Origin of the sequence: Alkalibacterium putridalgicola, from assembly GCF_900109825.1 — a bacterium.
In the GTDB taxonomy this organism is placed as follows: domain Bacteria; phylum Bacillota; class Bacilli; order Lactobacillales; family Carnobacteriaceae_A; genus Alkalibacterium; species Alkalibacterium putridalgicola.
Genome location: NZ_FOBL01000052.1, coordinates 1 through 12,555 on the forward strand (window position 1 = coordinate 1; position 12,555 = coordinate 12,555).

General features: G+C 48.1%; 11 protein-coding genes and 1 riboswitch. Of the genes, 9 read left to right on the forward strand and 2 right to left on the reverse strand.

The genetic code is table 11. The annotated features are described in order from the left end of the window. Window positions 1-284 precede the first annotated feature (284 nt). Together BMX84_RS11785 and BMX84_RS11790 are read right to left on the reverse strand one after the other, a co-directional pair. Complete coding sequence (locus BMX84_RS11785; protein ID WP_091490086.1) at window positions 285-1,445, reverse strand: GerMN domain-containing protein; 1,161 nt, start codon at window positions 1,443-1,445, stop codon at window positions 285-287. A 39-nt stretch (window positions 1,446-1,484) separates the two neighbouring features. Beyond that, a complete protein-coding gene (locus BMX84_RS11790; RefSeq protein WP_091490088.1) occupies window positions 1,485-2,678 on the reverse strand; it encodes an iron-containing alcohol dehydrogenase in 1,194 nt (397 codons plus the stop codon). 252 nt (window positions 2,679-2,930) lie between these two features. Here BMX84_RS11790 and gcvT point away from each other — a divergent pair, with 252 nt between their 5' ends. From gcvT to BMX84_RS11830, 9 genes are all read left to right on the forward strand, one after another. Then, entirely contained in the window at window positions 2,931-4,043 is a 1,113-nt protein-coding gene (gene gcvT, locus BMX84_RS11795; protein WP_246119146.1) for a glycine cleavage system aminomethyltransferase GcvT, read from the forward strand. A 36-nt stretch (window positions 4,044-4,079) separates the two neighbouring features. Beyond that, window positions 4,080-4,466 carry a glycine cleavage system protein GcvH gene (gcvH, locus tag BMX84_RS11800; protein WP_091490091.1) on the forward strand — a complete coding sequence of 129 codons (387 nt, stop codon included), beginning with the start codon at window positions 4,080-4,082 and terminating at the stop codon, window positions 4,464-4,466. A gap of 132 nt (window positions 4,467-4,598) precedes the next feature. Beyond that, on the forward strand, window positions 4,599-5,954 hold the full coding sequence (gcvPA, locus tag BMX84_RS11805) for an aminomethyl-transferring glycine dehydrogenase subunit GcvPA (RefSeq protein WP_091490093.1): 1,356 nt from the start codon (window positions 4,599-4,601) through the stop codon (window positions 5,952-5,954). Then, window positions 5,955-7,430, forward strand: a complete 1,476-nt coding sequence (gcvPB, locus tag BMX84_RS11810; protein WP_091490096.1) for an aminomethyl-transferring glycine dehydrogenase subunit GcvPB — start codon at window positions 5,955-5,957, stop codon at window positions 7,428-7,430. Between the two features lie 90 nt (window positions 7,431-7,520). Continuing rightward, window positions 7,521-8,306 carry an SDR family oxidoreductase gene (locus BMX84_RS11815; RefSeq protein WP_091490098.1) on the forward strand — a complete coding sequence of 262 codons (786 nt, stop codon included), beginning with the start codon at window positions 7,521-7,523 and terminating at the stop codon, window positions 8,304-8,306. Between the two features lie 450 nt (window positions 8,307-8,756). Then, window positions 8,757-8,918: a hypothetical protein gene (locus BMX84_RS12565; protein WP_177165563.1), complete on the forward strand. Its 162-nt coding sequence runs from the start codon at window positions 8,757-8,759 to the stop codon at window positions 8,916-8,918. Between the two features lie 130 nt (window positions 8,919-9,048). Next, complete coding sequence (locus tag BMX84_RS11820) at window positions 9,049-9,702, forward strand: carbonic anhydrase (protein WP_177165564.1); 654 nt, start codon at window positions 9,049-9,051, stop codon at window positions 9,700-9,702. Between the two features lie 162 nt (window positions 9,703-9,864). After that, a riboswitch (Lysine riboswitch) is annotated at window positions 9,865-10,032 on the forward strand. 86 nt (window positions 10,033-10,118) lie between these two features. Further along, entirely contained in the window at window positions 10,119-11,855 is a 1,737-nt protein-coding gene (locus tag BMX84_RS11825; RefSeq protein ID WP_091490102.1) for a Na+/H+ antiporter NhaC family protein, read from the forward strand. Between the two features lie 246 nt (window positions 11,856-12,101). Further along, on the forward strand, window positions 12,102-12,555 hold a 454-nt coding region (locus BMX84_RS11830), incomplete at its 3' end, for an O-acetyl-ADP-ribose deacetylase (RefSeq protein WP_091490105.1).

Genomic DNA, 12,555 nt, shown 5'->3' on the forward strand with positions numbered 1-12,555 from the left:
AATGTCGCAGTCAGGTCAGCCAGGCTCAACGAGTGAACACTTCGGAGGTCGAAATGTCGCAGTCACGGCAGCCAGGCTCAACGAGTGAACACTTCAGCGGACAGAATGTCGCAGTCACACCAAAGTCGATCGACCAGTGAACACTTTCACCGAATATCGATCAAACACGGGGATACGCAAACCCCAAGACCAATAAGGAGGCTTTGGGTCCCCAAAGCTGTCCCAATGAAAAAGGCTGTGCACTCCGATGTCTAAAGACAAAAGAGCGGCACAGCCTTAGTTAGTTACTCGTTGACATTTGAATAGTCGACGGACAAGGTCTCGCCTTCATCGAGAGCGATATGACCGGATTCATAAGGTTCATTGTCCAGCGTTATGAGCACCTCTTCGACATTATAATAGCCGCCGATGGTATTGACGATACCCTGAAGGATCATCGACTCAACTCCCGAGCCGGCATTCATATCAGCCAGATCGGTCGAGAAGTCCACATGTACGACGCCATCCTGACGCAGGTACATGAAGTTGATGTCTGTACTTTCCGCAATGACCTGGGCCGTTTCAGTGTCGGGGGCCTGACCTCTCAGGATTTCGGCCATGGCCAGTCGGGCCGGTTCGTTGGTATAGAGTGCCATTGTCACCGAAGTCCTGTCCAGCCCCATCGCCTGGTCATCAACACTGTAGACCGTGAGTGGTATTTCTTCCGGCGTATTTTCTGATCGTGTATCGAGAGTGGAAATCACATTGTTTTCACCCTCTTCAGTCTTGAAGATCCGTTCGACCAACCCGATGTCTTCAGCGTAATACTCGACCGTTTCATTGCCGTTCTCCGATGTGCGCGTGACTTCCAGAGCGGTCACCTTTCCAAAAGACAGTTCTTTATCGACAGCGACGCCCGTGATTTCAGAAGTCGATCCGCTGGGGCTTTCCCATGAATGGCCTTCTTCCAAAGGCTTTTGCAGAATGATCTCAAAGTCATCCTGCTCACTTTCCAGACCGGTATCGGCGAAGTCTTCACGGAAATAGGTTTCCGGCCGTACGAAAACTTCTCTGACTTCTTCATCGGAATACTCATAGATCGTCACGACATCCGTTCCGCCGGTCGATTCGACCATCTGGACCGAGTCATCTTTGACAAACTGCGGATAACGGGTGAAAGGCGCAAATTCGTTGCCTTCGCCTTCATAATCCAGCAGCGTATCTTCAAACTTGGGGAACCAGACAGTCAGATCCTGTTCTACTTCAGCTTGTTCATCATCCTCTGTTTCCTCCTCTGAATCAGGGGCTCCAGGGTCCGCTGCTCCGTTTTCGTCAGAAGGTGTTTCTTCTTCCATATCGGGGTCCTCTGTGTCCATATCAGGATCATCGAACCAGCCGCAGCCGGCTAACAGGGCACCCGAGACGAGAAGGGAAGACAGAAGGCGGGTCATTTTGAGTTGCTTCATCACACATCACTCCTTTCGATTGATTCAAGTCAGTATCAATTAAAAGTTTAGTTCCAGAGCTTTTTGGTAAATTTCCCGCGAGACATCCAGTGTCTGGTCACCGCGCTCGGAAATGGCTTCGTTGCCGTGGTCTTTCAGCTGTCTGACCAGGGTGTCGATATCGGCTTCTTCCACACCGACGTCGGAAAGATTTGTAGGCATATCAATGGATTTGAAGAAGGCAACTGTTTTCAGTATAGCCGCATCGATCTTGGCTTCTTCGGTTCCTTCTGTAATGCCCCAGACTTTTTCGGCATACTGGACGAGCTTGTCCCATTTCTTCAGTTTGCGGACAACCATCACAGCAGGCAGGATCGCTGACAGGCTGCGCGCATGGTCGGTGTTGTTCAGTACGGTGATCTCATGTCCCAGGCCGTGAGTGGACCAGTCGCCGGGAACGCCGCGGGAAATCAGACGATTCAAGGCTAACGTTGCTGTCCACATGTAGTTGGCACGAAGGGCGTAGTCGTGATTGTCTTCATCCACGACATCCGGACCGATTTCGATCAAAACGCGCAGCAGACCTTCGGCAAATTCGTCCTGGACCATACCTTTGACCGGATACGTCAGATACTGTTCGATGACATGGACGAAGGCATCGGTTATCCCATTGGCCAGCTGACGCTTAGGCAGGGTATAGGTGAGTTCGGGTTCTAATATCGAAAATTCCGGGAAGACGTGCTTGGAACTGAAACTGATTTTCGCTTTCTCTTCTTTGAAGGTAATGACTGATGTCTCGTTCATTTCTGATGCCGTCGCAGGTAAAGTCAGTACGGAACCGAATGGGACGGCTGATTCGACCGGCAGGCCTTTTCCGATGCCTTGACCAAAAATATCTTTTGGATCGCCGTCGAATGCGATGGCTGCAGCAATGAACTTCGTCCCATCGATGACTGAACCGCCGCCGACAGCAAGAAGATAGTCGTAGCGCCCTTCTTTAAACTGTTTAACGGCCTCCATGCAGGTCGAATAAGTCGGGTTGGCTTCGATACCGCCGAACTCCCCGACGATGTGGCTGTGAAGGGCTTCCTTGACGCGGTCCAGTGTACCGAAGCGCTTCACACTCCCGCCGCCGTACGTGATCAGAACCTTTTTACCGTCCGGGATAAGTGCACCCAGTTCATTGATCTTATTTTTTCCGAATAAAACTTTTACAGGGTTATAATAAACAAAATCTGACATTGCTTTTTCCATGAAAAGTGACCTCCTTAGTTAGTACCTCAAGTATAGCATAAGTCTCTAAAAGTCTTAAAAGAGAAGCAAGCGGCCGTACAAATTATCTATCCGGCGAGAACAAGATTAGAGGTTTATGAATGCGCTTACTTAAGTTTCTCATCTTTCCCTTTTCTAGTTTCAGAAGTGACTGAATCATGTTAAAATGGATAAGAAATGACAGAGTGTGGAAGGAAGATCATTCTGTCAGAAGAAATGTATGGAGGGATAGCTTTGGCAAATGAAGAAACTGAGTTGCAGCGCACGCCGTTATACCCGTACTATCAGGAAAATAATGTCAAACTGATCGACTTTGGATCATGGGCATTGCCGGTCCAGTTTACAAAATTAAAAGAAGAACACCAGGCCGTCCGGGAACACGCCGGTATTTTTGATGTGTCGCACATGGGAGAAATCAGAGTGTCAGGGGACAAGGCGGAAGACTGGCTGAACCGGCTGATCACGAATGACGTGACAAAAATCGATACCGACCAGGCTGTCTATACCCTCGTCACCAATGAAACAGGTGGGATATTAGACGATATCATCACCTTCAAACTCAGTGAGACCGACTATCTGCTGACGCCGAATGCGTCGAACACGGATAAGATCTGGAAATGGCTCAACAAGCATAAAGAAGCAGGCATCGAGCTGACTGACCAGTCGAAAGACACAGGGCTGATCGCTATCCAGGGGCCCAAAGCCAAAGATATCGTGGCTGAAGTCTTCGGAAAAGAAGCACTGGACATCGAGAACTATCACTTCAGACAACATATATCGGCGGAAGGTCTGAATGATGTCCTGTTGTCCCGTACCGGCTATACCGGAGAAGATGGCTATGAATGCTATGTCAAATGGGACCAGACAGAAACACTCTGGAAAGCTTTCTTACATGCGGGCGAACCGTATCAGCTGCAGGAATGTGGTCTGGGTGCACGCGATACCTTGCGTCTTGAAGCAGGGATGCCGCTTTACGGACAAGATCTTTCTGAAAGAGTGACACCACTGGAAGCCGGCCTTCGTTTCGCAGTCAAATGGGACAAAGCAGAACCCTTTATCGGCCAGGAAGCTTTGGAAACTCAGAAAGAAACAGGCACGACGTACTTATTACGCGGCTTTGAAGTAAAGGGCCGAGGGATCGCCCGGGAAGGCTATCCTGTCTATAACGAAAACGATGAAGAGATCGGCGAGGTCACCTCGGGGACCCAGTCACCGACCTTAGGTAAGAGCATCGGCTTCATGCGCATCAAAAAAGCTGGCATCAAGCTGGGCGATACCGTCAAAATCCAGATCCGCAAAAATAAAGTGGATGCAGCGATCACCAAGAAAAACTTCTTAAAGAACTGATTAGACTAAAAACTTATAAATAGAGGAGAATGCATAATGACAGATACTGGCAAATTATTTTACACCAAAGAACACGAATGGGTCGAACTGGTCAATGATGACTATGTACGTATCGGCATCACGGAATACGCCGTCGAGCAGCTAGGGGATATCGTTTTCGTCGAACTGCCTGAAGTGGGGACGGACTTGTCAGAGGAAGATGAGTTTGCAACGGTCGAATCTGTAAAATCAACATCTGAAATCTATGCACCGGTGGACGGTTCTGTGGCGAAGGTCAACAGCGGTCTGGAAGACGAACCGGAAAAAATGAATGAATCCCCTTATGAGGAAGGCTGGCTCATCGAACTGCAGTCTAAAAATGCCGTCGACACCTCTGATCTTCTGGATGAAAAAGCGTATCAGGATTATCTGGATACACTTTAAACACTGTAACCTATGACCATGTAGAAAGAAAAGGCTCTAACTGCCTTTTTCTTTCTACCTTTTTATTACCGACTGCGTTAAAGATTTTCATAATAAGAATGATGTGGAAAAACCACATGAGGAGTGATCAGTTTGGACAAACAACACCGTTACCTGCCGACGACTAAAGAAGACCGCAAAGAGATGCTGGAGACCATCGGCGTATCGTCGATCAAAGACCTGTTTTCAGATATTCCTGAATCCACCCGGGCAACAAAAGAAAAAACCGTCGAGCTGGAAGAAGCATTGAGTGAACAGGCATTGACCCGCTATATGAAGGGCCTTGCCGATGTGAACATCACGACCGATACCCATGCGTATTTTATCGGTGCCGGTACATATGACCACTATATTCCCAGTGTCGTGAATCATGTGCTCCTGCGCTCTGAATTCATGACGGCCTACACCCCGTATCAGCCGGAAGCCAGTCAGGGGGAACTCCAGGCTCTGTTCGAATTCCAGACCATGATGTGTGAACTCACAGGCATGGATGTCGCCAACTCGAGTCTCTATGACGGGTTCACGTCCCTTGGCGAAGCCTGTAACCTGGCCACATCTGCGACGAAACGGAATGAGGTCGTCTATTCCGGTGCGATTCATCCGCAGGCCAAGGAAGTCGTTGGGACCTATGCATACGGTATGGAATACGACGTGAAAGAAGCCGGCCTGGATGGTACGTATACCGATATGGACGCACTGAAAGAGCTGGTGAGCGAGCAGACGGCTGCCGTCATCATTCAGTATCCGAACTTCTACGGCACCATCGAAGATCTGAAGGCGGTCAAAGAGTTGTGTGACGCAACCAAAACCTTGCTCATCGTGATGGCTAATCCGTTAGCGCTGGCACTGATTGAATCGCCAGGCAAACTGGGCGCTGATATCGTTGTCGGTGACACCCAGCCTTTGGGTCTGCCGATGAATTTTGGTGGTCCACACTGCGGCTACTTTGCCGTGAAGAAGAAATTCATGCGTAAAGTACCGAGTCGTATCGTAGGTCAGACGACCGATGAAGATGGCAAGCGCGGGTTCGTCATGACGCTGCAGACACGTGAACAGCACATCCGTCGCGAAAAAGCCACATCCAATATGAGTTCAAACCAGGCACTGACTGCTCTGGCCAGTTCCGTGTTCCTGTCCACTGTCGGCAAAGTCGGCCTGCAGGAAATGGCACAGCAGAACATCAGTCATGCCCATTACGTGAAAAACCAGTTGAAAGCCAAAGGAATGGAAATCCTGTCTGATGATGCCTTCTTCAACGAGTTTGTTGTCAAATGCAACGAGCCAATCGAAGAGGTGTCCAAGAAACTTCTGGAACAGAGTATCGTTTCAGGCTACGATGTGTCCGATTATCTGGGTACAGAAAATGCATTGCTTTTATGTGTCACTGAGAAACGGACGAAAGAAGAAATGGATACACTGGTCGATGTGTTGACAGGGGAGGGGAAATAGATGCATACAACCTATAACGATTTAGTTTTTGAAATTTCCAGAAAAGGACGTCAAGGGTACAGCCTCCCAGAGTCGTCGATCGAAAAGACTGACTTGAAAGACGTCATACCCGCTCATTTAATGAGAGAAACACCAGCTGAGCTGCCTGAACTGTCCGAACTGCAGGTGATGCGCCACTATACGGCATTATCCAATAAAAACTTTGGTATAGAAACAGGCTTTTACCCGCTTGGTTCCTGTACCATGAAATACAACCCGAAAGTCAATGAAGACATTGCACGATACAGTGGATTTTCCAATATCCATCCGCTGCAGCCGGAAATGACGGCTCAGGGTGCTTTAGAGCTGATGTACCGTTTGGAAGAAAACCTGAAAGAAGTGACCGGTATGGATGCTATCTCACTGCAGCCGGCAGCGGGGGCTCAGGGCGAATGGTCGGGCCTTTTGATTTTTAAAGCCTATCATGAAGCAAACGGTGAGGGCAATCAGCGCAAGAAGATCCTGGTTCCCGATTCTGCTCACGGAACGAACCCGGCAAGTGCAGTCGTGGCCGGCTTCGATGTCGTTGAGATCAAATCCAACAAAGAAGGCCGCGTCGGGGTCGAAGCGCTGAAAGAAGCTATCGGACCGGATACGGCCGGACTGATGCTGACCAATCCGAATACCTTAGGCTTGTTTGAAGTCGATATCGTTGAGATCGCCCGGATCGTTCACGATGCCGGTGGGCTCTTGTATTATGACGGCGCCAACGCCAATGCGATTTTAGGTAAATCGACACCTGGGGAAATGGGCTTTGACGTTGTACACCTGAACCTGCATAAATCTTTCAGTACTCCGCATGGCGGCGGAGGACCAGGATCCGGTCCGATCGGCGTGGTCGATTATCTGACTGACTTTATGCCGTCACCGCGCATCGAAAAAGACGCGGATACGTATAAACTGACTTACGATCATCCTAAATCGATTGGCCGCGTGAAAGGCTATTACGGTAACTTCGGCGTCAATGTACGTGCCTATGCATACATCCGTTCGATGGGGGCAGCAGGCCTGCAGCAGGTGTCGGAAGATGCCGTTTTACATGCCAACTACCTGAAAGCCAGGCTGGAACCGTATTATGACACGCCATTCAAATCGATCTGTAAGCATGAATTTGTATTGAGCGGCAACCGTCAGAAGAAACTGGGCGTCAGAACGCTGGACATCGCCAAACGTCTTTTGGATTACGGCTTTTATGCCCCAACGGTCTACTTCCCGCTTATCGTTGAGGAGTGCCTGATGATCGAACCCACTGAAACAGAAGCCAAAGAAACACTCGATGCCTTTGCTGATGCCATGATCGAGATCGCTAAAGAAGCCGAAGAAAACCCGGAACACGTGACGGGTGCACCGTATACTAAATCGGTCAGACGACTGGACGAAGTGACTGCGGCGAGAAAACCGATCGTGACGTATCAGAGAGACACGAAAGCCGAGTAAATAGACTAGCCTTTAAAAGTGTCACCTGCGAACAGGATATCAATAGAAATCGTTGCTGCAGACAAGTTGAAAAGTTAGGGAGAGGATTGGATGGATTTAGAACTTTCAGGAAAAACAGCGTTAGTTCTGGCCTCAAGTTCGGGACTTGGAAAAGCTATAGCCCATGAACTGGCAAAAGAAGGTGCCAATGTGATGCTGACGAGCCGGACGAAAGAAACGCTTGAACAAGCGAAAAGCGAGATCGAAAAAGATGCCAAAGGTAGGGTCGCCTATTTTGTCGCGGATCTGACCAATGCCCGGAGTATCAAAGAGCTGGCAGCCGCTACTCGTGAAGCCTTTGGAACGATCAGCATTCTCGTCAATAATACCGGCGGGCCACCAGGGGGTTCTTTTGAAACATTTACTGATACAGACTGGCATAAAGCTTTTGATCTGACCTTGATGAGCTATATCCGGACGATCAACGAAGTCCTGCCTGACTTGAAAGAAACACAGGGACGCATTTTGAATAATGCCTCGTCTTCCATCAAGCAGCCGATCGACGGTCTGATCCTGTCCAACGTCTTTCGAATGGGCATCCTCGGGCTGTCTAAAAGTCTCTCGCAGGAACTGGCGGGAGACGGCATCCTGGTCAATACGATCGGTGCCGGACGCATCGAAACAGATCGCTTAAAGGAACTCGACAGCCAACGGGCCAAGCGCCAAGGTAAAACCACTTCAGAAGTCACTGGATCCATTGAAGCAGGGATTCCGCTGGGCCGATATGGTCAGCCGGCAGAACTGGCCAAGATGGCGACGTTCCTCGTCTCAGGGGCCAACACCTATGTCACAGGTCAGCAGCTGCTGGTCGACGGCGGTATGACTAAAGCGTATTAAACTGGATTCTTTTATACATTTGATTGAATGACTGACTCGTGTGTTGACTAAACGCGGGTCAGTCATTTTCTTTATAAAGTGACAAGCTCACAAAGAAAAAAATCTCGACCGTGTCATTTTTCCTGCGAAATGACAAGCCCATCGACATCTGACTATTGAGTCTGTCAGTCCCGGCATAAAACGACAAGCTCATGACAAAGGAACGATTGAGCTGGCTGCAGGCTACAGGAACTACAAAGGAAGCTGACCGGCAGATTCTATAAATAGTACTTTTCTATGATTTTTGTTAATATAAAAGAGTAGAAGACACACACATATTTATATGGATCTTGAGGGGTACGAGGGATATGAGCAGAAACATCAAACAAAGAAAAAAGCTAAAATGAAAAAATATGTGTACATATTTTTCTGATAAGGATTTTGCGCTATTAAATCATAGGAGGCTAAAAAATGAGTAGAACGAAAAAAATCATCATCGCAGCAATTTCGATCACAGCGAGTCTGGCTGCTTCTATATCCGGTCTGTTTCTTACATTCTTTGTGATAGGGAAAAAAATAGATGAGGCATATTCCCCGAAACAAAAGCAGGATAATGAAGAGTATAATAATTGACTGAGCTGGTTGACCGGTTCAGGTCCACTTAAGGGACTTACATTTCACATCAAAAAGGTGTATACTCACAGCTGCGTGAAGATTCTTTTCACGCGGTATTTTAATGAGCAATTAACGAAAGGGAATGAAAATGAGAGAAAGAATCAAGCGAGGTCTGGAGTCTTTCCAGAGGCATACATATAAAGAATTTGAAACACTTTACCAGGAACTGGAAACACAGCAGCACCCCCACACACTTTTTATCGGCTGTTCTGATTCACGGGTGAGTCCAGAAAGACTTCTGAATGCCGCTCCGGGCGATATCTTCGTCCTGCGAAACATTGCAAACAGCGTGCCGTCAATACATGCGGACGTCTACGATACAACGACCCTGTCCGGGATCGAATATGCCGTTTTAGTCCTGAATGTGAAAACGATCATCGTTTGTGGTCACTCCAACTGTGGAGGTTGTGCCGCAGCCCTTTCAGGCAAACAGGGATTATCAGAGCTGCATTATACTCAACATTATCTGCAGCCCTTGGAAGGGTTATGTGAAGAAGTAGAGGCCTGTGCGGCAGACGAACCCTATAAGGAAAAGGCTAAACTGATGGAAGAATTGAATGTTCTGGAACAGCTGAAACATTTGAAAGAGTATGACTTCATAAATGAACGGATTGCTGACGGAAGATTGGAATTAGAGGGCTGGCGTTATGATATCGGATCAGGAAAAGTAGAGCGATATGACAATACGGATGAGCAGTTCCAACCGATCATTGCATCTGAAAAAAACAGAAAAGTCCAATAGAAACCAACGTTCTGTTTGAGTGCTTCTTTGCTTAAAGGGCTGAGGCATCGCGTTTTAAAGAGCCACTCCAGGATGTTTTCAAGTGAATAATCAAGCAGAACTTAAAATTCATCCTTGAAACATTTATATAAATAAGGTAAACTAAAAGACATTGAAAATAGAAGATAAGATAGAGGCGCAAAGAATAAGAGTACTGTCCGGAGGTTTGACTGCCTGCGAACGACAGGAAAGGGTTCTTTGCCGAAGGAAAGTGAGCGTCAACTTGCTTGTCCTGGGCATACGTTGAATAAGCGTATGACTGTCACGCTTGCGTGGAGCACTATCCTTGAATATGCGAATCTAAAGCATCTGAGGAATTGTGCCCTTGGGTGCTTTTTTCTATACAAAATAAAAAAAGACAGATAGGAGAAATAACAATGCAAAAACATTTCAAGCAACTGAGCCCGCTGGTGGCCGTTGCAGGACTTATGTGGCTCATACCGCTACCCGTATTCGCTGCAGAAGCTGAAGCCAGTCTGGCACAATCCATGGGACCTTTAACTTTGATCCCGCCCATCATCGCCATCATTCTGGCTTTCGTCACCAAGAACGTGGTCCTGTCACTATTCCTGGGAATCTTTGCGGGGACGGTCATCATTCAGTATGCAGGAGGAGCGTCCATCCTTATCGGTTTATTATATGGCTTTACAGATATCGTCGATTACCTCCTGTCTTCTCTGGCTGACCCCTGGAATGCCGGGATCATTTTACAAGTCCTTGTTATCGGTGGACTGATCGCCCTTATCACGTCTTCTGGTGGAGCACGTGCGATTGCTGAAAGTCTGGCTAAACGAGCTAAAGGGCCCGTCAGCACGCAGGTCATTACCTGGTTCCTCGGTCTGCTGATTTTCTTTGACGACTACGCAAATGCATTGATCGTCGGACCGATCATGCGTCCCGTTTCAGATAAAGTGAAATTGTCTCGTGAACGTCTGGCCTTTGTCATCGATGCGACTGCGGCACCGATCGCCGGGATCGCCTTGATTTCGACCTGGATCGGTTACGAAGTCGGGCTCATCAACGATGCCTACCAGTCGATCGGTCAGAATGTCAATGCTTACGGGGTCTTCCTTCAGACGATCCCCTACCGTTTCTATAACATTTTAATGCTGGTCTTTGTGCTGGTGACATCCATGACCCTTAGAGAGTTCGGTCCGATGAGAAAAGCACAGGAACGTTCTCGTGATAAACATGAACTTATTGCCAAAGGGTCACATCTGGACAACGATGAGGAAGAGCTGGAAGTTGTTGCTAAAGGAAAACCGTCGATTTGGAACGCCTTGATACCGATCGGTTCACTTATCCTGTTCAGCTTTATCGGCTTTTATACCAATGGCCGTTCAGCGATTCTAGGCTCAGATAATCCATCACTTATCCAGACAATCGAGAATTCGCCTTTTTCCTTCGTGACATTAAGAGAAGTCTTCGGTGCGTCAGATGCCTCAGTCGTTTTGTTCCAGGCTGCGCTGATCGCCAGTATCATTGCCCTGATCATGGGTGTTTTGCAGGGACACTTCAGTTTCAGCAAGGGGATCGATATCTGGGTCAACGGCATGAAGACGCTAATGATCACAGGGGTCGTTCTGCTGCTTGCCTGGTCACTTTCAGGTGTCATGGGCGAACTGGGAACAGCCGATTACCTTGTCTCTTTACTGAGTGACACGATGCCGGCATTCCTGCTTCCGACCGTCATCTTCCTGCTCGGCGCGATCATCTCCTTTGCAACAGGGACCTCTTATGGAACGATGGGTATCCTGATGCCGCTCGCGATTCCTTTGGCCACAGCTTTACAGCCAGGGGATGCGAACTTTGTCGTCATGTCAGCCGGAGCCGTTTTAACCGGAGCCATTTTCGGAGATCACTCCTCTCCGATCTCTGATACAACGATCCTGTCATCGATGGGAGCCGGGTCCAACCTGTTGGATCACGTTAAAACACAGCTGCCATATGCTCTCGTTGTAGCAGGAATCTCCATCCTCTTTGGGTATATTCCGTCTGCATTCGGCATGTCCGTCATGCTTGTCTTGCCGATAGCCTTGATAGCCGTCGTTGCTGTCATTTATATCTTTGGCAAGAAAATCGATACCACAGAAAATATCACAGAAGATGAATAACCTTTAACTTGGCTTAGTCCTGTAGTAATGTGTAAATGCTGATTTCCGGCTTCAGACACACTGCTATAAGGACTAAGCTTTTTATTTGCCTGAAATTAATCTGAGGTATACCATATTAATAAGAGGGTCACAAAGAAATTGAATAGGTCTATAGTCACCGATCATATAGACAGGATATTTCCTTTCTTTTTAGTTGACCTGTAATAGTAAAGTGGTTTGATGATGCTTAAGTGAAGGAGGACAGGTATGAAGTGGGAAGTATTTAGAGGCGACATCACAGGGTTGGAAGTCGACGCGATCGTCAACGCCGCCAACAAATCATTGCTAGGAGGCGGAGGTGTTGACGGAGCCATTCACCGCGCGGCCGGGCCAGAGTTGAAAGAGGCATGCAGAAAGCTGGGTGGAGCAGAGACCGGCGAAGCCAAGTTGACTGGAGGCTTCGATCTGCCAGCTGATTACGTCATCCATACAGTGGGTCCGGTTTATCGGGACGGTAAACACGGCGAACCGGAAAAACTGAAAGACTGCTACCGGAACAGTATCAAAGTCGCTAAAGAAAATGGCATACGGTCCATCGCCTTTCCAGCCATCAGTACCGGCATTTACGGCTATCCGCTTGAAGAAGCCAGTGAAATCGCCATCCGTACGGTTTATGAACTCACAAAGGACGATAACACGATCGATAAAGTCCTGTTCGTTG